At 40.6% G+C, this 24523-nt stretch carries 25 protein-coding genes and 1 tRNA gene; 9 read left to right on the top strand and 17 right to left on the bottom strand.

Annotation, left to right across the window (positions count from 1 at the left end; all coding sequences use genetic code 11):
• Positions 1 to 30: 30 nt before the first annotated feature.
• The 4 genes from C509_RS0107115 to C509_RS0107100 form a co-directional block, all read right to left on the bottom strand.
• Positions 31 to 990, bottom strand: a complete 960-nt coding sequence (locus tag C509_RS0107115) for an ArsA family ATPase (protein WP_083934544.1) — start codon at positions 988 to 990, stop codon at positions 31 to 33.
• A gap of 74 nt (positions 991 to 1064) precedes the next feature.
• Positions 1065 to 1343 (bottom strand): cory-CC-star protein, encoded by a 279-nt coding sequence (locus C509_RS0107110; RefSeq protein ID WP_018706227.1) that lies wholly within the window; start codon positions 1341 to 1343, stop codon positions 1065 to 1067.
• 21 nt (positions 1344 to 1364) lie between these two features.
• The gene (locus tag C509_RS0107105) at positions 1365 to 3062 is read right to left on the bottom strand and encodes a carbon starvation CstA family protein (RefSeq protein WP_018706226.1); all 1698 of its coding nucleotides are present in this window, start codon (positions 3060 to 3062) and stop codon (positions 1365 to 1367) included.
• A gap of 125 nt (positions 3063 to 3187) precedes the next feature.
• Positions 3188 to 3565, bottom strand: coding sequence for a DnaJ family domain-containing protein (locus tag C509_RS0107100; RefSeq protein WP_018706225.1), 378 nt, complete (start codon positions 3563 to 3565; stop codon positions 3188 to 3190).
• A gap of 314 nt (positions 3566 to 3879) precedes the next feature.
• Here C509_RS0107100 and C509_RS0107095 point away from each other — a divergent pair, with 314 nt between their 5' ends.
• Positions 3880 to 4842 carry a metal ABC transporter solute-binding protein, Zn/Mn family gene (locus C509_RS0107095; RefSeq protein ID WP_018706224.1) on the top strand — a complete coding sequence of 321 codons (963 nt, stop codon included), beginning with the start codon at positions 3880 to 3882 and terminating at the stop codon, positions 4840 to 4842.
• Between the two features lie 126 nt (positions 4843 to 4968).
• On the opposite strand, the gene hmpA is transcribed toward C509_RS0107095, so the two are convergent.
• Positions 4969 to 6189, bottom strand: a complete 1221-nt coding sequence (gene hmpA / locus C509_RS0107090) for an NO-inducible flavohemoprotein (RefSeq protein ID WP_018706223.1) — start codon at positions 6187 to 6189, stop codon at positions 4969 to 4971.
• Positions 6190 to 6421: 232 nt separating this feature from the next.
• On the opposite strand from hmpA, the gene C509_RS0107085 reads away from it, so the two are divergent.
• Positions 6422 to 6862 (top strand): Rrf2 family transcriptional regulator, encoded by a 441-nt coding sequence (locus tag C509_RS0107085; protein ID WP_018706222.1) that lies wholly within the window; start codon positions 6422 to 6424, stop codon positions 6860 to 6862.
• 68 nt (positions 6863 to 6930) lie between these two features.
• Positions 6931 to 8163 (top strand): aminopeptidase, encoded by a 1233-nt coding sequence (locus tag C509_RS0107080; RefSeq protein WP_018706221.1) that lies wholly within the window; start codon positions 6931 to 6933, stop codon positions 8161 to 8163.
• 521 nt (positions 8164 to 8684) lie between these two features.
• On the opposite strand, the gene C509_RS0107075 is transcribed toward C509_RS0107080, so the two are convergent.
• A complete protein-coding gene (locus C509_RS0107075) occupies positions 8685 to 8930 on the bottom strand; it encodes a hypothetical protein (RefSeq protein WP_018706220.1) in 246 nt (81 codons plus the stop codon).
• A 186-nt stretch (positions 8931 to 9116) separates the two neighbouring features.
• Here C509_RS0107075 and C509_RS0107070 point away from each other — a divergent pair, with 186 nt between their 5' ends.
• Positions 9117 to 9632 (top strand): acyl-CoA thioesterase, encoded by a 516-nt coding sequence (locus C509_RS0107070; protein ID WP_018706219.1) that lies wholly within the window; start codon positions 9117 to 9119, stop codon positions 9630 to 9632.
• Positions 9633 to 9866: 234 nt separating this feature from the next.
• Positions 9867 to 10874 (top strand): rod-share determining protein MreBH, encoded by a 1008-nt coding sequence (gene mreBH / locus C509_RS0107065; RefSeq protein WP_018706218.1) that lies wholly within the window; start codon positions 9867 to 9869, stop codon positions 10872 to 10874.
• A gap of 35 nt (positions 10875 to 10909) precedes the next feature.
• On the opposite strand, the gene C509_RS26055 is transcribed toward mreBH, so the two are convergent.
• The 5 genes from C509_RS26055 to queF form a co-directional block, all read right to left on the bottom strand.
• Positions 10910 to 11158: a hypothetical protein gene (locus C509_RS26055; RefSeq protein ID WP_026319741.1), complete on the bottom strand. Its 249-nt coding sequence runs from the start codon at positions 11156 to 11158 to the stop codon at positions 10910 to 10912.
• A gap of 871 nt (positions 11159 to 12029) precedes the next feature.
• The gene (locus C509_RS0107055; RefSeq protein ID WP_018706217.1) at positions 12030 to 13577 is read right to left on the bottom strand and encodes a flotillin lipid rafts scaffold protein FloT; all 1548 of its coding nucleotides are present in this window, start codon (positions 13575 to 13577) and stop codon (positions 12030 to 12032) included.
• A gap of 18 nt (positions 13578 to 13595) precedes the next feature.
• Positions 13596 to 14126: an NfeD family membrane protein gene (locus tag C509_RS0107050; RefSeq protein WP_018706216.1), complete on the bottom strand. Its 531-nt coding sequence runs from the start codon at positions 14124 to 14126 to the stop codon at positions 13596 to 13598.
• Positions 14127 to 14249: 123 nt separating this feature from the next.
• Entirely contained in the window at positions 14250 to 14888 is a 639-nt protein-coding gene (locus C509_RS0107045) for a queuosine precursor transporter (protein WP_018706215.1), read from the bottom strand.
• Positions 14889 to 14899: 11 nt separating this feature from the next.
• Entirely contained in the window at positions 14900 to 15397 is a 498-nt protein-coding gene (gene queF, locus C509_RS0107040) for a preQ(1) synthase (RefSeq protein ID WP_018706214.1), read from the bottom strand.
• 685 nt (positions 15398 to 16082) lie between these two features.
• Between queF and C509_RS0107035 the strand changes: the two genes are divergently transcribed.
• Positions 16083 to 16661 (top strand): beta-class carbonic anhydrase, encoded by a 579-nt coding sequence (locus C509_RS0107035; RefSeq protein WP_018706213.1) that lies wholly within the window; start codon positions 16083 to 16085, stop codon positions 16659 to 16661.
• Between the two features lie 102 nt (positions 16662 to 16763).
• On the opposite strand, the gene C509_RS0107030 is transcribed toward C509_RS0107035, so the two are convergent.
• Positions 16764 to 17960, bottom strand: a complete 1197-nt coding sequence (locus C509_RS0107030; RefSeq protein ID WP_018706212.1) for an iron-containing alcohol dehydrogenase — start codon at positions 17958 to 17960, stop codon at positions 16764 to 16766.
• 277 nt (positions 17961 to 18237) lie between these two features.
• Between C509_RS0107030 and C509_RS0107025 the strand changes: the two genes are divergently transcribed.
• Positions 18238 to 18310 (top strand) — tRNA-Arg (locus C509_RS0107025).
• A 513-nt stretch (positions 18311 to 18823) separates the two neighbouring features.
• On the opposite strand, the gene C509_RS0107020 is transcribed toward C509_RS0107025, so the two are convergent.
• Positions 18824 to 19477, bottom strand: a complete 654-nt coding sequence (locus tag C509_RS0107020) for a pyridoxine/pyridoxamine 5'-phosphate oxidase (protein WP_018706211.1) — start codon at positions 19475 to 19477, stop codon at positions 18824 to 18826.
• 491 nt (positions 19478 to 19968) lie between these two features.
• Between C509_RS0107020 and C509_RS0107015 the strand changes: the two genes are divergently transcribed.
• On the top strand, positions 19969 to 20880 hold the full coding sequence (locus C509_RS0107015; RefSeq protein WP_018706210.1) for a DMT family transporter: 912 nt from the start codon (positions 19969 to 19971) through the stop codon (positions 20878 to 20880).
• Positions 20881 to 21266: 386 nt separating this feature from the next.
• Here C509_RS0107015 and C509_RS0107010 read toward each other — a convergent pair whose 3' ends face one another.
• The 4 genes from C509_RS0107010 to C509_RS26445 all read right to left on the bottom strand — a co-directional run bounded on the left by C509_RS0107010 (position 21267) and on the right by C509_RS26445 (position 23702).
• Positions 21267 to 21617, bottom strand: a complete 351-nt coding sequence (locus tag C509_RS0107010; RefSeq protein ID WP_018706209.1) for a DUF2200 domain-containing protein — start codon at positions 21615 to 21617, stop codon at positions 21267 to 21269.
• Positions 21618 to 21855: 238 nt separating this feature from the next.
• A complete protein-coding gene (locus C509_RS24710) occupies positions 21856 to 22080 on the bottom strand; it encodes a hypothetical protein (protein WP_018706208.1) in 225 nt (74 codons plus the stop codon).
• A 425-nt stretch (positions 22081 to 22505) separates the two neighbouring features.
• On the bottom strand, positions 22506 to 23120 hold the full coding sequence (locus C509_RS0107000) for a DUF3885 domain-containing protein (RefSeq protein ID WP_018706207.1): 615 nt from the start codon (positions 23118 to 23120) through the stop codon (positions 22506 to 22508).
• Between the two features lie 348 nt (positions 23121 to 23468).
• The gene (locus C509_RS26445; RefSeq protein ID WP_169509189.1) at positions 23469 to 23702 is read right to left on the bottom strand and encodes a hypothetical protein; all 234 of its coding nucleotides are present in this window, start codon (positions 23700 to 23702) and stop codon (positions 23469 to 23471) included.
• Positions 23703 to 23759: 57 nt separating this feature from the next.
• On the opposite strand from C509_RS26445, the gene C509_RS27200 reads away from it, so the two are divergent.
• On the top strand, positions 23760 to 23885 hold the full coding sequence (locus C509_RS27200; protein WP_281168058.1) for a hypothetical protein: 126 nt from the start codon (positions 23760 to 23762) through the stop codon (positions 23883 to 23885).
• Positions 23886 to 24523 lie beyond the last annotated feature (638 nt).

The following is a 24523-nucleotide window of genomic DNA, read 5'->3' as shown; positions in this document are numbered from 1 at the left end:
TCGGCAGAAGCAAGAATGTTTTAAGTCTAATTAAGGATTGTTTTCCTTTGTTCCCTCAGAGTTATTAAAATGCGAAAAAAGACCGGTCATTCCCTTGATTTCCTCAAGCCCTTTTATATCCGCGGTAGACATTGGTATATAAACTTTATCAAGGCGGTTAAACTTTTCATGAATCTCATCCAAATATATCTGTTCCTGTTCGCGGCGTTTTTCGATAAACTGTCCATCGGCATGTTCCGGCAATATGCGGTTTACAACAATACCTCCAATGGGTATATGGTGCTTTTCAAGAATGTTAATGGCTTTTTCCGTCTCTATGATCGGAAGCCTCTCCGGATTTAAAACAAAATAGAATGATGTCGTTACCGGGTTCAGTAAATGCTCTTTCGCCATAGTGAATCTATATTTTCTTCTCTGTAAAATATCAAAGACCATATCAACAGGCTCCTCTTCCCTGACTCCGGCAATATTACTCAGCATCCGGTTCATGTCCTGTGATTTCCGTCTCTGGACCATCATTCCATCCATCCACGCTTCCATCAGCTCGGGCAGCGATAAAAGCCGAAGCGTATGCCCGGTAGGGGCCGTATCGAAAACAACCTGGTCATAAGTTCCTTGGGCATCAAGAATTACTTTAACCAACTCATCAAACAGTGCAGCTTCATCGGCTCCGGGTGAGTTTTTGGCTAAATCGATCTGTCGCTCCACTTCTTTCCACATTTCCGGCGCTGTCAATTTTTCCAGGTTTCCCTTCACTTCCTTGATGTAGTTTTCATTTGCTTCTTCACTGTTTATTTCTTTCACCCATAAACCTGGAGCAGCCTTATGCACTTTTTGGGCATTCACACCAAGCAAATCTCCCAATGAATGGGCAGGATCTGTCGAAACGAGTAAGGTCCGATAGCCTTTTTCAGCCAATGAACAGGCGAAGATGGCGGAGCAGGTTGTCTTCCCCACTCCACCTTTTCCTCCAAAAAATCTTATCTTCATTGAATTCGGGTTCAAATCGGATTGACTTTCCGACTGCCTGCGCTTTCCTTTTTCCCTTTTATTAAAAAATGATTTTAACAACAGCGAAAACCCTCCAATGGAGATTTTTCCATTCCCATTCTTGTATGCCATTCATGAAAATCCTCCAGCATGAATGGCATCAATTCCAGTGTGTAATAAGAAACAGGGTTAGGAAGGCCAAGCATTTCGGACATGACAAGCATTTTAAACATATCGTCTCTTCTTTGGATCTGCCTCTTCATCGTTTGCCGATATGGGACATAGTACATTTCAGTGTAAAAATGTCTGATTTGCTTAAAAAGGTTATTGAATCGATCTATGATGTGTTCCATTTAGTTTAACTCCTTTTTCTATTACTGAGTCATAGGTGGTGCAGGCGGAATCCGCGAATTCTTTTCCCTTCTGACTGCAGCAACCCCTTCGAGGATGAGCCAGATGTTCAAAGCAAGAATGAGTGTTCCGACTATAACCAGAAGTGTATTCCCGTCTTTTATATAATTGGAAATATTGATTACCATACTGACAGTTGTCGCAGAAACCACGACAATCAGTGGGATTAAAGCGTGAATGAAGTTTCTCCCCATTCTCCAAAGCAGAACAGTCATGACTAGCAGCGACAAACCTGCTGTCAATTGATTCGTGGTACCAAACAATGGCCAAAGCACCATTCCCCCAGCTCCCGGATTGGAAGGATCGGCCAAAAATGCGAGTGCCACGCAGCTTAAAAAGGCGATGACTGTACTGAAATTTGAACTTTTCAGCGGTTCAATCCGATACTGTTCACCTATCTCAGATAAAATGAATCTCTGCAGTCTCATGGATGTGTCCAAAGTTGTAGCGGCAAACGCAACGACCATGATAGAAATAAAAGTTGTACCAATAACGGAGGATATACCGAGGCTTGATAAAAAGCTTCCTGCTCCTGTAACAAATGCGGCTGTTCCGCCCGCACTTGCTGACGCCCATGATCCATAATGCTGGCTCCAGGCATCAAAGGTGGCGAATCCCGCAGCTGTTGCCATGATGGCTGCAAGCGCCAGCATTCCTTCACCTACGGCCCCAAAATAGCCGACAAATCGGGAATCCGTCTCCTTATCTAGCTGTTTGGAAGAAGTACCTGAACTTACAAGCCCATGGAAACCGGAAATCGCCCCGCAGGCAATCGTAACGAACAAAAGAGGCAAGATCGGAGGTGTTCCGGCTGGTACATCCGTATTGTAAAAAGGAGCGACAAATTCGGGGCGGCTTACGAACAAGCCAAGATAAATAATAATCAGGCCAAGGAATAGCATATGTGAGTTGATATAATCACGGGGCTGAAGAAGTGTCCAGACAGGAAGCCTTGAGGCTACAGCACCGTAAATCAACATGATAATAACCCACCAGGCTGTCGAAGATATCCCCATCATTGTCTCCGGCAGAGGCAGCGGGGCACTCGCTCCAATAAAAATAAACAGAAATAATAGGACAAGACCAATGATAGAGGGCCAGAATAATCCGACTCCGCGCTTATACACCAAAAAACCGATGGCAACTGCGACAGGTACCTGAAGCCAATATGGAAGAACACTTTCTGGAAAAGCGGTGAACAAATTGGCGATAGTCACGGCAAATACAGCGTTCACTAATAAAAGCAGGAAGAAAATCACTAATAAAAACAAACCTTTTGCTCTTGGACCAATGACTGAATGCGTAATAACGCCTACAGACTTTCCTTTATTTCGGACTGATGCCCAAAGAGTGCCAAAGTCGTGGATACCAGCAAAAAAAACAGTTCCTAAAACAACCCAGAGCAAAGCAGGCCCCCAGCCCCAAATCATGGCGATCGCAGGACCGACAATTGGAGCAGCTCCTGCCACAGAACTGAAATGGTGCCCCCATAGAACAAATTTATTTGTCGGAACATGATCCACTCCATCTTTGTACTCATGTGCAGGGGTAATAAAATTCGGATCCAACTGGAAGACCTTCTCTGCCAAAAACCTGGAATAGTATCGATAACCCAGATAGAAAAAGATAAGTGCACCAATCGTCAATAACGCAGGACTCATGAACTCCCCTCCATTTCTAATATTCCGAAAATAAATTATATAATAAAAATATATTCATAGCAAGCAGAGGAAATTACTAGAGAAGGAAAAATCCCGCGTTTGATGTGATGCCCAATGCCCGTTCTTTAGTCAAAAAGCCTTTTTTCAATTTTGTGCTCATATCGTTTAAAAACGGAAGAATTCGTCTTAATTCCTTTTTTTGAGAGCATACTATTATATTTCAACAACTTTTCACTTAATTGTTTTTTTAATTCTTCGGTTTCAAGTTCATCTTCCGAGTGCCGGATCAAGTCCTCTATTGTCATCAGTTCTTTCTTTGCATTCATTTCCTCTGGAGAAAAACCGGCGTTATGCAGTACTCGGTATGCCATTTTTAAATCATCGGGAATTCCCTCCAATTTGTCAGGGGGGAGCGGCTTTCCTTTCCCCGGAAGATTGTCAAATTCCCCATTTTCATAGGCTTTTCGGATTTTATCCTCTGATATGTTAAAAAACTTATCCATTGTGTTGCCCTCCTTATTTTTAACCGGTATTTTCTTTATTTTATCAAGCATTTTTAATTTACGCATAGATCGCAACGATTATTTACTAAATAAAATACTTGATTGCATGGTTGGAAAAATCCGGACAAGCAAATTGATGTGTCCCAGTACTTTCCACTTAACATATGCTTGCTAGGAATATCGCCCTTTTTGAGAACAAAATCCTCTTGCCCTCCCCATTTTTTTATATTATAATACAAATCGTAATCATTACGATTTATAAAGGTTAACAACATATTTTATTAAGGGAAACTCATACGGAAAGGATTGAAGGGATGAAGATAAAACATTTTATCGTCCTGTTTTTGATTACCATTTTTATATTGGCAGGCTGCCGTGAAAATGCAGCTCAAGATAACAAAAAGAGTAAAGATACTTTGACAGTTTACACAACGATCTTTCCCATCGAAGATTTTACAAAAAAGATTGGTGGTAAACATGTAGAAGTAAAAAGCGTCTACCCTGCGGGAGCCGATGCCCATACGTATGAACCTACCATGAAGACAATGATGGACATTGCCGATTCGGACTTGTTGATATTTAACGGTGGAGGCCTCGAGTCATTTATTGGAAAAATGGAGAGTTCACTAAAAAATGAAAAAGTCGTGAAAGTTGAAGCTTCCGAAGGTGTTCAATTATTAAGCAGTGAAGAGCAACATGGAAATGAGGAGCATGAACATGAGGAACACGGGCATGACGATGGGCATCATCATGATAAAGATCCCCATATTTGGATAGACCCCGAAAACGCAACAATCATGGCAGAAAACATCAAGAATGCACTCAGCGAAGAGATGCCTTCCGCTAAAAAAGATTTTGAAAAAAATTATCAGGATTTAAAAGCGAAACTTCAACAGCTGGATACCGATTTACGAACAGTGATCGAATCGGCTGATCGAAAGGAAATTTTGGTTTCGCATGCAGCCTACGGCTATTGGGGACACCGTTACGGATTGGAACAAATCAGCATCACAGGCATAAGTTCCGAAAATGAACCATCCCAAAAACAACTGCAAGGTATTATAGAAACCGCTAAAAAACATCACATGAAATATATTATTTATGATCAAAACCCGGTGACAAAGGTTGTAGATACCATTCAAAAGGAAACGGGGACAAAACCGCTCACTTTGCACAACCTGGAATATATCACTGAAAAAGATAAACAAGACAAAGAAGACTATTTCAGTATTATGGATAAAAATATTGAAACGCTGAAAAAAGCGTTGTTCGAATAATATGGAACCGGGCGACAATTGCCGCCCGGTCTTTTCGTTCTTACATAGTAGGGTCAAGGCCCAGCAACCCCCTGCTGTGCCTTGTCACCATGTTTCCTTTATCCCACAGCATTTTGCCTTATTTCCCTAGATTGCTGCCCCCACTTTTTCCAACGCCATCGCAGGTCCGAAAAATTCATAACGGATATTTTCATCGGATACGCCTAATTCTGACAGCATGGTTACGATATTTTTCAAAAATGGCACCGGTCCGCATACATAGCAAATGGTATCATTGGAGATTTTCTCTGCCAAAAACTCTTTTGTGAAATGACCGGTGAAATGATGTCCGCCATCTTTATTTACAGGATCTTGGTAGGCGTAATAGCACCTTCCATTCTGTAGATTCCCTGCCATTTCACATGCTTCTTTACTAAAAGCATGTACCCTTTCATTTCTTGCTGAATGAATGAATGTCACTTCACGATCAGAATTGCTGTTCACCAGAGTTTCGAGCATACTCATCATCGGAGTAAGTCCTACTCCACCGCTAATGAGAGCGACTGGTGCAGTTTCTTCCATATTCAATATGAAGTTACCTGCCGGAGCACTTGCCTCAATTGTATCCCCTACGTTCAAATGATCATGAATATAATTGGAAACCTTCCCATTCGGTTCGAAATCTGCCTCTCTTTTAACGGAGATTCTGTAATAATCATTGCCTGGTGCACAAGATAGGCTGTATTGCCGGTTTAGCATATACTTTTCACCGGGTATCTGAACCCTTACTGTTATATATTGGCCAGGCTCATATGTTGGAAGGGGCTGGCCGTCTTTTGCTTTGAAGTAGAAAGAAGTAATGACATCACTTTCTTTCACTTTATCGACGACTTCCAATTCTTTAAAGTCACCCCAGCCTCCGATCTGGCCTTTTGCCGATTCATACATGTTAGTTTCGATGTCGATAAATACTTGTGCTATAACGCCGTATGCTTCGGCCCATGCATTGATAATTTCATCTGTGGCTGCATCCCCAAGAACTTCTTTAATGGCTTCCAATAGATGTTTTCCTACGATCGGATAATGTTCAGGCTTTACTCCAAGACCGCGGTGTTTATGTGCCACCTGTACAACTGCAGGAAGTACACTTTCCAATTGGTCAATATTTTTGGCTGCTGCCAATACCATGTTTGCAAGCGCTGTTTGTTGTCGTCCTTGAGATTGATTTGCATGGTTGAAAATGTTCAGCAGTTCAGGATGATTGCTAAACATATTTTTGTAAAAAGTAGAAGTAATTGTTACACCATGCACTTCCAACACTGGAACGGTTGATTTGATAATGTCGATCGTTTTTTGTGAAAGAGCCATTTTTCATTCTCCTTAGAAAAGATGTATTTAAAATCTATCTTTAATTCCACTTTAATGTATGCGGATATATGCCACAATCCCTTTCAATGATGTTTAAAAAAGCTGACAAAAACCCGACGCAAATTGTTCACAAAACATGCATTTTAAATATACCTTTATATAATCCTTTAACAGAGCGCTGTACTGCCCTTTATGGCACTAAAATGGTATGATTATTGATGGTGATGGAAAAATGAAATTAACAAACTACACTGATTATTCTTTACGTGTATTAATATATCTTGCATTGAAAAAGCCGGGAGAATTAGCAAATATTACAGAGATCGCAGAAGCTTACAGCATCTCAAGAAACCATTTAACAAAAGTGATCCATGAACTCGGAAAAATGGGTGTCATTCATACGATTCGCGGCCGAAGAGGTGGAATTAAGCTGGCCCTTCCTCCTGAAGAAATCAATATCGGGGAAGTTGTCCGGAAAACAGAAGATGATTTTAATATAGTGGAATGCTTCGGGGACGGGCCTTCACGCTGTGTCATTTCCCCTATCTGCGGCTTAAAGCATGTCCTTAACAGCGCCCTGTCCGCTTATTTGGCTGTCTTGGATGAGTACACACTTGCAGACATCGTAAAATCACCATTTGATTATCGAGCTTTGTTAGGAATGGAGCAATAAGTAACATTGGATTTACCTTCCTATCCTGTTAAAATAAAACAAACTACTTTTTGTGAAGGAGAATGTAAATGGCTGATTTTCAGGAAAAACTCGAAAAGTATGCAGAGCTTGCTGTAAAGGTTGGCGTTAATATTCAAAAAGGGCAGACACTTGTGGTGAATGCAGCGATTAATAATGCAGAATTCATTCGCCTTGTAGTAAAAAAGGCATATGAAGCTGAAGCCAATAACGTAATTGTCAATTGGACCGACGATATCGTGACGCGGCTGAAATATGATATGGCGCCAGATGAAGCTTTTCATGAGTACCCTCAGTGGCGTGCAAAAGAAATGGAAGAGTTAGCGGAAAACGGTGCAGCCTTCATGTCTGTCGTTTCTTCCGGACCTGATTTGTTGAAAGGGGTTGATCCCAACCGGATTGCTAACTTCCAGAAAACAGCAGGAAAAGCGATGCAAAAATTTCGCCAATACATTCAATCGGATAAAATCAGCTGGACCGTCATCGCTGCGCCTTCCGAAGATTGGGCAAAGAAAGTCTTTCCTGATGTTCCTCCCGAGGAGCGTGTCAAAAAGCTATGGGATGCAATCTTCAAAGCGACAAGGGCGGACCTCGAAGATCCAATCCAAGCCTGGAAGGACCATGACCGCAGCTTAGACGAAAAAGTTGATTATTTAAATAAACGACGCTTTAAAAAACTTCATTATAAAGCTCCCGGGACCGATTTGACAATTGAGCTGCCAAATGGCCATCTTTGGGTAGGGGCGGGAAGTATCAATGAAAAAGGAAACGAATTCATGGCTAACATGCCTACAGAGGAAGTTTTTACAGTACCGTATAAATACGGTGTGGACGGCATTGTGTCGAATACCAAGCCCCTCAGCTACGGCGGCAACATTATTGATGGATTCACACTAACTTTCGAAAAAGGAAGAATTGTGGACGTAAAAGCAGAGGAAGGCGAAGATATTCTGAAGGGGCTGGTTGATACGGACGAAGGTTCACAGTACCTTGGTGAGATCGCGCTCGTTCCATTCAATTCTCCAATTTCCCAGTCAAACATCTTATTTTATAACACCCTGTTTGACGAAAATGCATCCAACCATATCGCCATCGGAAGCGCCTATGCCTTCTGTCTCGAAGGCGGTAAGAACATGAGCCAGGATGAACTGGAGAAGAACGGATTGAATACAAGTATTACCCATGTAGACTTTATGATCGGCTCCGAACGGATGGATATCGACGGAATTCTTGAATCAGGGGAAAGCGAACCAGTATTCAGGAACGGGGATTGGGCTTTTTAATAAAATGTAGCAGGCTGCCGCCCTTGGATTAATGACTGCATGCAAAAGAGGCTCAGCAAAAATGCCAAGCCTCAGTTTATAGGGTCTGTTCGGAATGGTTGAGAAGTCATGAGCAACCCAAGATTTCTCAACCATTTTTCACTGTCAAACATCAATGACAATGACTATAATTATTCAGCGCCTTGTTTCGCATCCTTATTGAAGCACCGATTTTTACTTTTTCAACTTTTTGACCCCATCCTCTGAATATAATAAAAAGCTTAACCCTCCTTCAGGATACAATCCAGCACATTAGGACAACTTTAAGTCAATAGCGGGATATATCGTACTTGGACATGTCCAGGACCTTTTTTATTAACGTATCTGCATGTCAGCAACTTCCTTTGACAGTCAAAAGAACCTTTTGTTCTTGCATTATTCAATATTATTGATCGGCCATAAAAAGCTCCCTATAAGGCTAAACAGATGATTTATTCATCCGTTCATCGAAACGGGAGCATAACATGAAGCATGTAAAAAACCTAATAATAATCAATTTCCGTTGCCCAATTATATCCTATTTCATCCAAATAACGTTCTTCGAAGTCATCTAGCTCGTCCAACAATTGAATATTCGCAGAACCTTTTTGGCCGTTACCCGATCCAACAGGATTCCTAGTTGCAAAGGCTGATTCTTGTTTTCCATTGACAATTACTGAATCGTCCCATCGCTTCATCATAGAGGAACCATCTGGATTGTACATAACTCTTTTTGGCAGCTTATCCATTGTGACATCTCCCCTCTTCTTTAAAAATATTCACAAAAACACGGTGGCCAGAGACGCCTAAAGTCAAAATGAATGGAAAGCACACTCATCTTTACCCTTAAATATGTAATAATAAACACGAAATATACACTATTTTTGACTATTGGGTATAATGAATAGCAGTTTGACATCAAAGAGGTGAAAAGAATGCAACAACAGCCAAGTAAAAAAATGAAAGAATCACTGACTATAAAAACAAGCCACGTATCCCCTCCTGATACGAACCATCATGGCAATTTATTTGGGGGAAAGTTAATGTCTGATGTAGATGATGTAGCTTCCATTGCTGCAGCCAGGTTCTCTCGCAAACCGGTCGTCACGGTATCAACGGATTCTGTCGATTTTCTTAAACCTATCCGGATAGGCGATGCCGTTACAATGGAAGCGATCGTAACCTGGAGCGGTACGACATCGATGGAAGTATTTGTAAAGGTCTTGTCTGAACACTTGATTACAGGTGAAAAATCACTTGCGGCTTTTTCTTTCCTTACATTCGTCGCTTTGGATGAAAATGGTCGTCCAAGCCCTGTACCAAAGGCGATCCCTGAGTCGGAAGAAGAACGCTGGCTCAATGAGACAGCCAAAGGCCGGGCAGCCAATCGCCAACAAAGGAAAAAAGAAAGCAAAGATTTGGCTGATTTTTTTTCAAATTTAAGCCTGTAATACAGGAATATATTGGATGATTACAATTCCGCTATAATTTTACAGGAAGTTTAAGTTTATATAACAGCCACCGTCAAGGTAATAACAAAATCAGTGAATTATCAACGCTTATGTCGGTTTTTGGGCTTTTTTGTCTGTAACAATTTCTTCCACTTGCCAAAAACAGCAAGAAATATCCCTATAAATTTATTATACTTAATCTAGGATATTACAAGTAAAGGCAAGGTGGTACATATGTTTTCAAGTACTGAAATCGGGATTGACCTAGGAACAGCCAATGTTCTTGTTTATACAAAAAGCAAAGGGATTATTTTGAACGAGCCGTCTGTTGTGGCGGTTAATACTAATACAAAGCAAGTAGTTGCGTTTGGAGCGGATGCAAAAGAAATGATCGGCAAAACACCTGCCAATATTACAGCCGTCCGTCCGCTCCAAGACGGGGTCATCGCTGATTTTGACATCACCAGCCAAATGTTGAAGCACGTAATGAAAAAAGCAGGCAAAACATTGGGATTTACTATCCGCAAACCGGATGTGGTTGTTTGTACACCATCGGGGGCTACCTCTGTTGAAAGGCGTGCCATCCATGATGCCGTCAAATCTTGTGGAGCAAAGAATGTTCATTTGATCGAGGAGCCGGTTGCCGCAGCGATTGGAGCCGACCTTCCTGTTGAGGAGCCTGTTGCAAATGTTGTCGTTGATATTGGCGGAGGGACAACAGAAGTAGCCATCATTTCTTATGGTGGGGTTGTTAATTGCAATACCGTCCGTATCGGCGGTGACTTGTTGAACGATAATATCATTCAACACGTAAGAAAAAGCTACAATCTATTGATCGGAGAGCGGACAGCAGAAAACATTAAGATAGAAATCGGTTATGCACTTGTTGACCATCCGGAGAAAAAAATGGATATCCGCGGACGGGACCTTGTTACGGGTCTCCCCAAAACGATCACTTTAAGTTCCTATGAAGTTCAGGAATCATTGAAAGAGTCATTGCTTCATATTTTGGAAGCAATTCGGGCTACATTGGAAAATTGCCCAGCCGAATTAAGTGGGGATATAGTTGACCATGGTGTGGTTTTATCCGGTGGAGGTGCACTGCTGAATGGCATGCAGGAATGGCTGAGTGAAGAAATCATTGTTCCTGTCCATATTGCCCCAAACCCATTGGAATCTGTGGCAATAGGTACTGGAAGGGCATTGAAATTCATAAATCAGCTCCAAACTGTTGGAAAATAATAGTGTTCGAAGGAACATCCAGTAAGCCCGTTTAATCAGGTAAAGAGAGCGCGGATCTTTTCTTTAGAGAGACTGATGACCGCTCTCCGGAACTTACCGTAAAACGGGCTATTTTTACTGCGATTAGGGATATTAATTTCCGGCATCATTGGTATGGTTGCAAAAAAATGTCCTCCTTTTTCATATTCCTGCCAATGCACAACGTTATGATCTTTTTCAGCCAAGTGCTTCTTTGGATTTCCGCGATAACGGGCTCTTTTTACGTCAATTAGTGACCGGGCCACGGGATTTACCGTAAATACGGGAACCTTTTGACCCGATTAGTGACCGACCTTCGGGATTTACCGTAAATACGGGAACCTTTAACTGCGATTAGTGACCCGGATACGGGATTTACCAGAAAAACAGGCACCTTTTGACCCGATTAGTGACCGAGATACGGGATTTACTCTAAAAACGGGAACCTTTTGACCCGATTAGTGACCGGGCCACGGGATTTACTCTAAAAACGGGAACCTTTGGCGGCGATTAGTGACCGAGCCACGGGATTTACCGCAAATACGGGAACCTTTAACCGCCATTAGTGACCGACCTTCGGGATTTACCAGAAAAACGGGAACCTTTTGACCCGATTAGTGACCGAGCTAAGGGATTTACTGGAAATACGGGAACCTTTGGCGGCGATTAGTGACCCAGATACGGGATTTACCATAAAAACAGGCACCTTTTGACCCGATTAGTGACCGACCTTCGAGATTTACCGTAAATACGGGAACCTTTAGCTGCCATTAGTGACCGGGCCACGGGATTTACTCTAAAAACGGGAACCTTTTGACCCGATTAGTGACCGACCTTCGGGATTTACCGTAAGTACGGGAACCTTTAACCGCCATTAGTGACCGGGCCACGGGATTTACCAGAAAAACGGGCACCTTTTGACCCGATTAGTGACCGACCTTCGAGATTTACCGTAAATACGGGGACCTTTAGCTGCCATTAGTGACCGAGCTACGAGAATTACTGTAAATACAGGCACTAATGGTATCTCTGCCGCCGAAATAATAAATTTTTGTTTAGAATTCATTGATCTTTTCCCAGTATATAAAAAAGCCGTCCAGAAATTCACTTTTGTAGTGACTTTCCGGACAGCTTTTTTTATTTCATGGACTCTTCTTCCTTAACAATGTCTTCCTTCATACTTGAACCCCGTACCTCTTCAGTCAATGCATCGATGCTGGTCCGAACATTTCCTTTTCCGGACAAGTTCTCCAAAAGCTCTCTGACATCAATGCCGGAAGAAGCTTTCAAAGATTCCTGCATGGTTGCCATCAGGTTGGTCGCATAGCCGGTAACCTTATTGGCTCCGCCTTCTCCCTGTCCGCCTGTGTCAACAACCGTAATTTTATCGATGTTTCCAAGAGGTGCAGCCACTTGCTTCGCATATTCAGGAAGCATCTTCAAGACCATATCCAACACGGCAGCCTGCCCGAATTGCTCGAACGCTTCCGCCACTTTACGTTTCGCTTCTGCTTCGGCAATCCCTTTGAGGCGAATGACTTCTGCTTCAGTTTCCCCTTGTGCCCGCTGTGCATCTGCTTTTGCTACCCCATCCAGGCGAATTCGCTCCGCTTCAGCCTTGGCAGTTGCTTCCACTCGGTATTGATGGGCATCTGCTTCAGCAATCTGTTTCGCTTTTTCGGCTGTTGCAGCCTGCTCTACAGCATATCGGTCAGCATCGGCTTTCTTCTTGACCTCTGAGTCATATTGACGCTCACGACGCAAAATTTCTTTTTCTTCCAATTCAATCTGCTTTTGCCGTTCAATGATTTTAATCTGCATTTCCTGTTCTGTTACTTCCTGCTTGGCGCGAGCTGTTTCAAGGTCGTACGCTTGGTCAGCGTTCGCCCGTGCAGTATCCTGATCACGGCGGAATTCCGCCATTTTCAGCTGATTGACTTTTTCTGCTTCCGCGATTTCTGTTGCACGTTCAAGCTCTGCTTTTTTCGCTTCCTTCGCGGCTTCCGCTCGTTTAATGCGCGTTTCTTTTTCCGCTTCTGCAGTTGCGATGTCCGCATCGCGCTTTACCTGTGCGATCCGCGGTTTACCCAGGGAATCCAAATAGCCGTTTTTATCGCGGACTTCTTTAATTGTGAATGAGACGATGACAAGACCCATTTTAGCCAGGTCCTGTGAAGCAACACGTTGTACCTCTTGAGAAAATTTATCCCGGTTTTTATAAATCTCTTCGACCGTCATGGAACCGAGTATGGAACGAAGATGTCCTTCAAGTACTTCCTTCGCTTCATTTTCTCTTTCTTCTTTTGTTTTTCCTAGAAACTGTTCAGCAGCTGTTGCGATTTCCCCAATGGAACCGCCGATTTTAATGATGGCCGTTCCGTCCGCCATCACAGGAACTCCCTGTTCTGTATATACTTCGGGCGTAGTTACTTCAAGCTTGCTTGACAGTAAACTGAGAGGCTGTGCCTGCTGGAACACTGGAAGGACAAAGGCACCTCCGCCCCGGATGATTTTAATTTTATTTCCTGCATCATCCACATGGACATTTTTTCCACCAAGGTAGCTTCCAGTCACAATCAAAGCTTCATCAGGACCTGCCGTACGATATTTGGTGATAAATACGGCAATGAGAGCAATAAGAATAAAAACCACGACTAATAATACAATCATTACACCAAAAGGCATCAATCAATTCCCCCTCGTCTAAGTAAAATTCTTTTTGTATGGCATAACGTTCAATACACCATCTTTCACTTCGATCACCAGTATTTCAGCCCCTTGCGGAATAGCCTTATTTTCAAAACTGGCTGCCGGCTTGGAAATCATTCCGCTGTAGCTTTCAATCACTACTTCTCCAAAACCTTTTTCGGGAATGGAAATGCTCACCTTTCCTATTCTGCCCTCCAAGGATTTTTCCGTATAGCTCAATGACTGCTCCGCGGAAGACATGGGAACGAGAACAAAGATATTGAGAATGGTGTCCAACAGGAGCGCAGCAAGTGCGGCAATTCCCATGATGATATAGCTGTTCAGGGAAGTGACCGCTTCAAGAATATATCCGCCTGCGGAAAAAAAAGTAATAAAGGCCAATATTAGAATAGGATTTAAAAATCCAGCCGCTTCCCCCAGCCCTTCCAGGACATCCCCAAAGAACAAGTACAAGATTGTCAGGCTGCCTGAGGCGATCAACAAGATCAAATAGATGGTTTCAATCGGTACACCGAACAGAGTCATAGCCATCCATCCTTTTTTAAAATATTAAGGTATCTCTAGTAAACATCCCGCCCTTTTCTCTTTTAAAATGGTGATAGTAATCATACGTTTGAATGCATATTAAGTTTCGCTCTTTGTAAAAAATTATGCTGAGGCCGATTCTTCGATTGAATGTTTATCAGATTCCCTCCTGCATATTTTCACCAAGAGATAAACAAGCGGTGTATCCAGGACGGCCACGATAAACTTAAAAGAATATTGGGTTAAAATGAGAGCGAGTAATGCTCCGAGCGGCATGGTTCCATAAAAAGCGATCGTAATAAAAATTGTTGTATCCACTAACTGGCTCGTCATAGTCGAGGCGTTGTTCCGGATCCACAATTTCTTTTCCCCGTGTCTTTTTTTCAAGCGATGGAATACAGTTACATCTAGATTCTGGCTTATAAGGAACGACAGCAGGCTTGCCAAAGTGACGCGGAATCCGGCTGAAAAAATAGTTTCGAATGAAGCTTGATTTTCATAAAAGGGTGCCGGTGGAAGTTTAATAGTGACATAGATGAACAAAACGGCAAGAATTTGTGTGAACAATCCGGCCATGACCGTCTTCCTGGCCTCATTTTTACCGTAAACTTCTGTGATTGTATCTGTAATGGGATAAGTGAAAATATAGACAATGACCGCTGCCGGCAGCACAACCCAGTTTCCCAGGCTAATAAGTTTCACGGCAAGTATATTGGATAGAATCAACAAACCGACGAAAGTACCGTTCAAATACAGAAGCATTCCGATCTCCCCTATCGGTTATCCACTTTTTCCGGATACAAATCATGGTTCATCAGACGATATTCTGCCATCTGTTCATATTTTGTTCCGGGTTTGCCGTAATTGGAATATGGATCGATGGATAGGCCGCCTCTTGGAGTGAACTTGCCCCATACCTCTATATATCTGGGATCAAGAAGATCAATCAAATCATTCATGATGATATTTACGCAGTCTTCATGAAAATCTCCGTGGTTGCGGAAACTGAAGAGGTAAAGCTTGAGTGACTTGCTTTCGACGATCTTTTTATCAGGGATATAGCTTATGTACATTGTCGCGAAATCAGGCTGATTTGTCTGCGGGCAAAGAGACGTAAACTCCGGACAGTTGAATTTAATAAAATAATCCCGGTCTGCATGCAGATTATCGATGGGTTCCAGAACCTGAGGTGAATATTCGAATAAATATTTTGTATTCTGATTCCCGAGCAATGATAATTCTTTCAATGTATCTTCGTTTCTTCCAGCCATTCAAAAAACCTCCCAAGAATTACCCGTTCAAGGGTTCAAAAAGCCAGGCATTAAAAAAGCCATATCGCGCAGATATGGCAGTGTTGATTAAGCCATAGTTTTTTATAGAGGGTTAAACGCTATGAACCTCTTCCCATCCGGGTTTTTATCATTATTTCCATCAATAATGATACTTGAAGACAAGAACATGCGTCAACTATTCATTTTTTCGACATTGTAAAGGAGAGCAACCATGAACTCACTTCGTTTGTAAACCTTTCCATGATGCGGTAGGCCCTAGGTTCCGAACTGAACCCGATCTTTCTCAAAAGGAAGCATTTGGCCGGCAGCACTTTTCCTATTAAAAAGCGGACGAACACTTTGAATTTGACAACTCGCTACCATACATAAACAGACCATCCACTTAAAGAATTCCCCTTTTCAATAAGCAGATTAATTTTGTGAAGAGGAAGACTGCATTCGTTTTTATCTTAATGTGCTTGTTCGCCGGGTCACCACTGAGCGGTAGAATACTTGAAATAAAAATGGACATGACGGGCAGGTATCATGGGCATTTTATTGCATTTTTCCATCTCCCCTGCAGCTTTTATCCATTGGAGAGGTAGGGGGTGGTGTGCGTCATGCTGTTTTTTCTGTCCAATCTTCGATAAAATAAAAAAAAATCTTTAACAGGAGGAAATGACAAATGTCCTTATTAAATGAAATCCTTGATTACAACAAAATATTTATTGAAGAAAAAATGTATGAAGCCTATTCAACAACGAAATTTCCTGATAAGAAGCTTGTAATTCTCACATGCATGGACACTCGTTTGGTCGAGCTTCTCCATAAAGCGATGAATATGAAAAATGGCGATGTCAAAGTAGTTAAAAATGCAGGAGCCATTCTAACACATCCGTTCGGAAGTATCATGCGCAGCCTGCTGATTGCCGTATATGAATTGAAAGCCGACGAAGTTTACGTCATCGGGCACCACGATTGTGGAATGAGTGCTATTGAAAGCGGACATGTCCTCGATAAAATGCAGGAACGTGGGATCAGCAAAGAGACCTTGGATATCATTCAAAATTCCGGTATTGACCTGGATGAATGGCTGACCGGCTTTGATAGTGTCGAAGAGAGCGTCGAGCATAGCGTCAACATGATCAGGAACCATCCTCTGATGGCAGATGAGGTCCCTGTACACGGCCTAGTCATTGATCCGAAAACCGGAAAACTGGACTTAGTCGTCAATGGTTATGATTCGAAGCCGATGGTTAGATAGGAATTGACCAGGTTATCAATTTCTGCTGCTATATGGAGCGAACTTTATTTAAATCCCAAGTTGGAATGGATCGGACAGATGGGCTGTCCGAATCCGTTCCTTTCATTTTGCCGCCGCACCCTTTCCGGAAAATTGATAATCATAGCAGTACAAATAAAGTTCTTGCAGTTCCTGCAATGTAGGTACCCTTGGATTATTCGCGGGGCTCCCGCTATCCATAGCATCTTTTGCCATTTTTCCCACTGCCAGGATAAATGCCTCTTCGTCAATCCCCCATCCTTTTAGATTAGGGATATTTAAATCAGCACAAAGCCCACTCACTGAATTTACCGCAATGTCTGCTGCTTCTTCATCCGATAAATCCTTATCAAGTGTAAAAACCCTTCCTAAATCGGCAAGTCTTTCCACACATGAATCCCTGCTGAACTCCAGTACTGCTGGCAAGAGCATGGCGTTTGAGAATCCATGCGGAACATGGAACAATGCCCCAATGGGTCTCGACATGCCATGTACGAGACACACAGATGCATTGGTAAATGCCATACCTGCTTCCAAAGATCCCAGAGACATTTTTTCCCTTGCCTCCATATTACAGCCGTCTGTATAAGCATCCCGAATATTTTTTACAATCAATTCCATTGCAGAAAAAGCAAGCATGTCTGTCATTGGATGGGACTTTTTGGACAAATATGCCTCTATCGCATGACTAAGAGCATCTACTCCAGTTGCAGCAGTTACATGTTTCGGAGAAGATTTACTTAATTCAGGATCCACGATTGCTGCCGCCGGCATGAAGGCCGGCTGTTTGATCATCAATTTAACTTGATTCGATGTATTGGTTATAACCGTAACATCAGTTGCTTCGGAGCCGGTACCGGCTGTAGTTGGAATAGCGATATGCGGAATCGGAGGCTGATCCGCCACTCTTTTTCCACCTGCAAAATCATCAATATTCCCGTCATTTCCAACAAGAACGGAAACTGCTTTTGCCGTATCAATGCAGCTTCCTCCGCCCAAGGAAATTATGTGATCACAAGCGCTTTCATTAAACATCTGCAAAGCTTCCGCCACATATTGATCAGTTGGTTCCGTCTCCACTCCAAGATATACGACACTGCTCACCCTACACTTTTCCAAAAAACCTACACATCGGTCCACATTCCCAAGCTGCTCCATCATTTTGTCAGAAATGATTAAAGCTTTCTTCCCCTTTAATGCAGCTACTTCACTAATTTTTTTAAAAGAACCAGAGCCATATGTAATCAATGGCGGCGTTCTTAAATTGAAAAAAGCGTTCAAGCCAATCCCCTCCTAATAAATCCATTATACGAAAATTACAAAAAATCACAGATTCTCTACCTCCAAAAAGACAAAGCAGACATTTGCTCGACCGACCTTTGTTTATAATATAATGAAAAAATGAGTTGATCAGAGAATTATTATGATGATGGAGAGTTTCTTGGACGGTATTTATTTAGAAAGAAAATTTCATAAATTATCCAAACCAATTTTTATACTTTTAAAGAAGGATGATTTATATTATAATAATACATGTGCTTTTCCCACTTTACACCATGGCTCCGTAGCTCAGAGGATAGAGCGTCGGTTTCCTAAACCGTGCGTCACAGGTTCGATTCCTGTCGGGGCCGTACTTACAAAGCCAATAACAGCAAGGGTTTCAGCGTTTTCGCTCCCTTGCTGTTTTTGTTTTAAAAAGCAAAGTGTCACGGATAGGTCACCTTTAGCCTGGCAAAGTGACACATCAGATTTCCCCGTTTACGCACCATGACAGGTGAACCTAAACCTAACACAGATTTGAATGAATTTAAAAATATAACGAATCCACAGAAGGCGAGAGATTGTTCACTTTTAATGTTTTTATAGTTATCTTTATGATGAGGAAGACGGGGATCTTCTTGAATACATCAAAAGTAAGCTTCAGATATCCAGAAACAGAACATTTATGCAAGGTAATTAAATAACAATGAATTGCATATACTATTTATGCTCCACGAACTCACACCATGAAAAAGGGCCCGGCGCTGACCGGGCTTAAATTTTCATGGTATGATAAAGTCTCCAGATTCCTCTACAATTGGGCCCATTTATGAAAAAATTCTCTGACGAGTTGTCCCCAATGTTTACTTCTTAAGTGTTGTAAACTATGGCCACAGAAGTTCTTTGATCCATGTGTTATTTTCCATTCGATACAATAAGCGTATATGCTTTCTTTCTCTATCTCCTTGCCAAAATTCCACCTCACTTGCTCTTACTTTATATAAGCACCAATTAGGGTCTACTATATTAGGTTCATTTTTCATCCGCTCAATTTGCTGTATAAATGATTCCTCTAAGACTTTACTGTCAGGCAAAACTTTACTTTGTTTTCCTAGAAGAGCAATGGCTCGTGCAATTTCCCCTCTTTCTAAAAAATCCTTTGCACTTTGCTCCTTTCCTCCCCTCATTGACGCTCCTCGTATTCGAACTTGCCTACCAATCAAAGACCAATAAAAAGTTAAAGAAACATTTGGATTCATCTTCAATTGTTGTCCCTTCATACTGTTTGAGCTAGAAGCAAAGTACCATCCGTCTTCATCCATATCTTTTAAAATGAGTACTCTTGCATCAGGTTGCCCAATACAATTGATGGTAGAAAGTGTCATGGAATGAGGTTCATGAACACCATTTTTTATAGCAATATGAAACCATTCTTGAAAGAGCTCATTTGGATTTGAAGGAACATTTGCAGGATCAAATTTTGGAAATGGCCCTTCCAAAGATTTGAGGTTTCTCAGTAAATTACGGGTATTTTTCATATGTACACTCCTTTTTCCTAATTTCTGTATTCAAGAGAAAGGTAGATTTTTTATTTAGGTATTTTTAGAAGCGACTTATATATTTGTTTACCAATGATTGATCCTATTTGATAAGGATAATGGTACATGTTTTTTTAATGTATGATGTTCCTTATTAAGAGAATCTAATACATTGATGAGAACATCCCAACCCTTAAGTTGGACAAATTTCTTAATTCTAGATGGTGAAAAAACCTTTAGGTGATTATTAATTTAAAAGGTTGATATTTATCAGTGAAAGTTATACGAAATACGGAAACTTGCATTAGAAATTATATTTGCTATGCTAAATTTGTTATTTATTTCTTATAAGGAGTTGAATTGTATGTATTATGCACCTTTATTTGAAAATGATGTACCAGTAGCACTCTCCCGCTTTTAACGGAGAGAATTGAACGGCTGCTTCTCTCCGTTAAGGCATATACAAGCCTAAAAAAACGGAGGGTACAAAAATGAAAAATACACTTATTGGTTCCTTATATTTAATATTAGCTTCGAGTATCTGGGGAGGTATGTATGTTGTCGTTAAAGTAGTAGTGGCAGTCATACCACCATTAGAACTTGTATGGATGCGATATCTAATAGCACTTGTTGCATTAGTTATAATTGGACTGGTCACTAAACAGAATTGGCGAATTAAAAGACATCACTTTGGCATTATAATTGCTATTGCAATTATTGGGTACGTCATTTCCATTGTTACTCAAGAAACAGGTACAATGCTTTCCACTGCACAAATGGGGGCTATTATAACATCTACAACACCAGCCTTTATGGTTTTGTTTGCTAGTTTAATCCTTAAAGAACGTTTAAGTTCAAAGAAGGCTATTTCAGTTAGTTTAGCCACTATTGGTGTAATTATCATTGTTGGAATTGATGATATTAATGTGTCTAGCACGCTTGGTGGAGTATCACTTATTATAGCAGCATTAACATGGGCGTTAATGTCCGTACTCATAAAGCGTCTGCCTAGTGATTATTCGCAAATTGTTGTTACGGCCCATGCTGCTTTAATCGCTGTTGTTGTTCTAACTCCTTTTGTTATACCAAAGCTGCCACAAATTGATTTAAATGATCTCATTAATCCCACCATTTGGGGAGGATTAATGTATTTGGGTGTAATATCGACATCTATCGCATTTCTATTATGGAATCGTGGATTACAGATGCTAAATGCTTCTAGTGGGGGAGTTTTCTTTTTCTTTCAACCCGTTGTTGGAACATTATTAGGATGGTTAATACTAGGTGAAACGATTAGTATAACCTTTTGGATAGGTTCTGTTTTAATTCTCTTTGGGGTCTTAATCGTTATCAAAGATAGCCAAGAAGAACAGAACCATCCTAGCCATTCTTCATCTCAATAATTAATGCGAAAAAAATAATCAAACTTCAGGCGGCATAACTATGGCAACTTTGAGGATCTTCAAAAGCTAGATATGCGTGTTCTTGAATGTATCAGAGCATTAACGTTCCCTTTAACACAAAAACCTGCATACAAACTGGGGGTTGATTTGGGATAAGAATAGGGATTAATCAAAGTAGTGCTCAAAAACCTTTAGAACACAGATGAATTATATGATCTGTGTTCTTTTGTTCTTGTCAAACTAACCTGCACCATTTGCTTTAGTACAATTTTTGTCTAATCTGTTATTCATGAATATGGCCCAATACATAAAAAGATCCCCATCCCATTCCTGAAAAGCGCCCAGATAATTTAAGACGCTATTTTCTGGAAACAGAATCTTTATTATTATCCCCGCAAAATCTTCTCTATGGCTTTTCCCCTTGCCAACTCATCAATTAACTTATCCAAATAGCGAATTTCCTGCATAGTTGGTTCTTCAATGTCTTCCACCCGAACACCGCAGACCACACCTTTGATCAAGGTCCGAGAAGGGTTCAATTGGGGAGCTTCCGCAAAGAAGGTCTCAAAGTCTGTCTTTTTTTCCAGTTGCGCTTCTAACTCTTCCTGACTATACCCTGTTAACCAACGAATGATTTCATCGACTTCTGTTTTCGTACGCCCTTTTTTCTCCGCCTTCGTAACATAATGGGGATAGACACTTGCGACACTCATTGTATAAATCTTATGTTTGGTCATGATACATTCTCCTTTTCTGTATGTTCAATTAGGAAGCTTTTTGAGGTTTCCTCACGATTATCCGATTACCCAATACGCGCCCGATAGCAGAACTTTTACAATTAGACTGAATCTATCAATGGAACCAAATATAGATGAAAAACGAAGATGTAAAGGGAAACGATGCTTTACATACTGTCAATGTTTAAGGAAAAGTCACAAACCCCCCATTATTTGAATAAGGAATTATTTAAACTGCTCAAAGTATTCCTTGGGATTCGAAATATTGTTTGTCAACAAAGAACTTTGCTTCTCTCGCAAACATTCTTATATAGGATTCCTTATCCATTGAAATTCCTTTTAGCTCTTTAAGACTTCCTTCAACATCCACTTTATCAAACTTTAAATCCACAAGAACAGTCATATGAATTTTATCATTGTATGAAACTGTTCCGGTTACCTGTTTATTTTGCAAATCAACCAAGTATTCATGCTTTACACCCGTTGGTCTGAATTGAGTAAAGCCGACATTTGATGCTCATTATTTTTTTTCAATTGAGCTTCCACCTAACCTTTATCTTTATAAAAATGCCCGATCGTTGAATACTGTCCAACTTTCAAAAAAGGTTTTCATTTAAAAAAATTTCTATGACACTTTCTGGTATTACGACAACCCAGATGATACACAAAAGGATTGGAAAATTTCCCTCTTATTTCACCATAACCATCTAAATCCCATACTGATATACCAAAAAAATCAACTTTGGTGTCCTACGGGTTTGTCCAAAATCACCAGTTGGAATCTCCCTGCTTGAAGCAATATTGATGAACTGTCAAAATTATCACTCCTAAAAAAGTCTGCCGAATACAGCACAATTGTTGTGAAACTAAAGTTTCTGATTGTGAATGTTATTGAAATAGTTCATCAATGGCTGCCTTATCGTATTTTAAGATCCAATCATTGTATTCTTCATACAAATACCTAATTGACTCTTTACTGGATGCAATAACGTCACAACCTCTGTCGTCATAAACATGAAAAATTGTTCCTTTAGTGATGTTGATAAAAAATACATCATGATGAATTTTTGGTTTTATATCCATATCATGATTGCAGATTGCCTTTATCAATTGAGAATATTTTACATCAGAAACATTACATTTAAGTATATATTTATGGGTGTAATAATCTATTCTGTCATACACATCTTCAAAAACATAAGGAATAGTTTGATGTTGTAGCCTGAATAAAGCTTCTTTGGATTTTATATAGTGCTTAAATATCTTTATTTTACGCCATCTAAAAACTTCGTTATCATGATGAATATCAGCTACAATAAAAATTTCATCATTAGCCGAGTGTAGTCTTCTGAATAGAGATAAGGAACGGAAATAAACACGTTTCATGTAATTTACTTCATTATGTTCTTTAGGGTTACCCAACTCAAATCGAATACCTGAAGTCCAATTATAAAAAAGTGGTGGTTTGATTTTTAAAGTAGGGAACATCTTATATATAATCATCTAACAGCATAACAGCACCTTTTTTCTGTTTTTTCACTTCTTAGTATTCAAAATTATTATGGCGTAATTGAAGGGGATGAATACTTTTTTAATCCGCCGCGACCTGAAATACGTTTAACTGGGGATTCCGTTAAGATTTTTAGTAGTTTTATATACTTGTTTCAAAGCCAACGCAATCCTCCCTCTATAATAATATCAGGTCTTTTAAGCATTATAAGTTAATTCTTCAATATGCAGGATAACCCTGGTTCACAATACTTAATTTCAAAGGGGATCTTTACTTCAGATTTTCCCGTTTGTGATAAATTCTCAAAGTGAAAAATCTATATAAGTGACTCCTCAGTTTTTTTACTTAAGCTCGTTATGTAGATTATTGTAATCCTTTGGCGGGGCCTCTTTATGTGCTATATTCTTAATTTCTCCCTCATTGTTTAAGTTTAATGTTTCATCATTATGATTAAGTTGAGAATTACTCAATATTAAATTAATCATCGTTTGTTTGAAATCCTCTAAATCTTTTTCGTTACAGGTTGAGCATCCTTTTTCAACTCTATGCCAACTTTGCCCATTTGGTTCTGGCATCGCACATACCATGATAACAAGCCCGGTCAGCGCCGGGCCTGTTTTTAATTAGTCGTCGTGTCTCTCTCTGCAGCGGCAAATGAATCGCTCGCGACCATGATGATGACGATGGTGATGGTGATGGTGATCGTGATCACAATCATCCCAGTCCCAATCCCATACTTCTCGACATCTACAAACTAACCTTTCCCGCCGCCTTCTCCGTCTTTCTCTTTCGCCGCCAACAAAGTCATGTTCAAACGACATTTACATCTCTCCTCTTAATGATTTAAGCCGGCCGACTCGTTATTAATATATTGTAGAGTTCCGTATATGACTGGATGAATTGTCTGATAGAAATGAGGATTTTTTAATAAAAAATCCCTCTCTAATTGAGAGGGACGTGCAGATGCATATGGGGAGCATTATACATTATTGACATTTCACTTTTATTTAATCCCCAAACCTGAATCCACATAAATATTCCACTTGCAACGACCTGGAGTGATTGTGAACACATTATGATACGGCATTGACCATATATCATATTACCTGGAAGCCATCAACGACATCACAGTTCTTACAGACTGACTCTTTGAATTTCAGTAGTTGCTCGACCATAGGAATTCGAGTTTTACTTATGCCCCAAAGGCATCCATCTTTGGGGATGGTTAGATATGTGGACTCTCAAGCCGATAATTCAGCTATATAATCAAGCTTTACTTCAATTTCAATTATTGATCACATTCTATTCCTGCAATTGGTTAATTTTGTTTAAAAACGTGATTTGCGGCACATGAAAAGAACACATTTTGAACAAAGATTGATCAAAATGAGTCCAA

The organism is Siminovitchia fordii DSM 16014 = CIP 108821, assembly GCF_000374565.1.
Taxonomy (GTDB): Bacteria; Bacillota; Bacilli; order Bacillales; family Bacillaceae_C; genus Siminovitchia; species Siminovitchia fordii.
This window is presented reverse-complemented; position numbering and strand designations above follow the sequence as displayed.

Bases quoted from the DNA above. Each gene is read 5' to 3' on its own strand.
- C509_RS0107020 (WP_018706211.1), bottom strand. From the start codon at position 19,477: ATGAAAAATACCCGTAATTTACTGAGAAACCTCAAATCTTTGGAAGGG.
- C509_RS0107095 (WP_018706224.1), top strand. From the start codon at position 3,880: ATGAAGATAAAACATTTTATCGTCCTGTTTTTGATTACCATTTTTATA.
- C509_RS0107100 (WP_018706225.1), bottom strand. From the start codon at position 3,565: ATGGATAAGTTTTTTAACATATCAGAGGATAAAATCCGAAAAGCCTAT.
- C509_RS0107035 (WP_018706213.1), top strand. From the start codon at position 16,083: ATGTCCTTATTAAATGAAATCCTTGATTACAACAAAATATTTATTGAA.
- mreBH (WP_018706218.1), top strand. From the start codon at position 9,867: ATGTTTTCAAGTACTGAAATCGGGATTGACCTAGGAACAGCCAATGTT.
- hmpA (WP_018706223.1), bottom strand. From the start codon at position 6,189: ATGGCTCTTTCACAAAAAACGATCGACATTATCAAATCAACCGTTCCA.
- C509_RS0107075 (WP_018706220.1), bottom strand. From the start codon at position 8,930: ATGGATAAGCTGCCAAAAAGAGTTATGTACAATCCAGATGGTTCCTCT.
- C509_RS0107015 (WP_018706210.1), top strand. From the start codon at position 19,969: ATGAAAAATACACTTATTGGTTCCTTATATTTAATATTAGCTTCGAGT.
- C509_RS0107105 (WP_018706226.1), bottom strand. From the start codon at position 3,062: ATGAGTCCTGCGTTATTGACGATTGGTGCACTTATCTTTTTCTATCTG.
- C509_RS0107010 (WP_018706209.1), bottom strand. From the start codon at position 21,617: ATGACCAAACATAAGATTTATACAATGAGTGTCGCAAGTGTCTATCCC.
- C509_RS0107080 (WP_018706221.1), top strand. From the start codon at position 6,931: ATGGCTGATTTTCAGGAAAAACTCGAAAAGTATGCAGAGCTTGCTGTA.
- C509_RS0107110 (WP_018706227.1), bottom strand. From the start codon at position 1,343: ATGGAACACATCATAGATCGATTCAATAACCTTTTTAAGCAAATCAGA.
- C509_RS0107070 (WP_018706219.1), top strand. From the start codon at position 9,117: ATGCAACAACAGCCAAGTAAAAAAATGAAAGAATCACTGACTATAAAA.
- C509_RS0107085 (WP_018706222.1), top strand. From the start codon at position 6,422: ATGAAATTAACAAACTACACTGATTATTCTTTACGTGTATTAATATAT.
- C509_RS0107050 (WP_018706216.1), bottom strand. From the start codon at position 14,126: ATGACTCTGTTCGGTGTACCGATTGAAACCATCTATTTGATCTTGTTG.
- C509_RS0107000 (WP_018706207.1), bottom strand. From the start codon at position 23,120: ATGATTATATATAAGATGTTCCCTACTTTAAAAATCAAACCACCACTT.
- C509_RS0107045 (WP_018706215.1), bottom strand. From the start codon at position 14,888: ATGCTTCTGTATTTGAACGGTACTTTCGTCGGTTTGTTGATTCTATCC.
- C509_RS0107115 (WP_083934544.1), bottom strand. From the start codon at position 990: ATGAAGATAAGATTTTTTGGAGGAAAAGGTGGAGTGGGGAAGACAACC.
- queF (WP_018706214.1), bottom strand. From the start codon at position 15,397: ATGGCTGGAAGAAACGAAGATACATTGAAAGAATTATCATTGCTCGGG.
- C509_RS26445 (WP_169509189.1), bottom strand. From the start codon at position 23,702: ATGCCAGAACCAAATGGGCAAAGTTGGCATAGAGTTGAAAAAGGATGC.
- C509_RS0107055 (WP_018706217.1), bottom strand. From the start codon at position 13,577: ATGCCTTTTGGTGTAATGATTGTATTATTAGTCGTGGTTTTTATTCTT.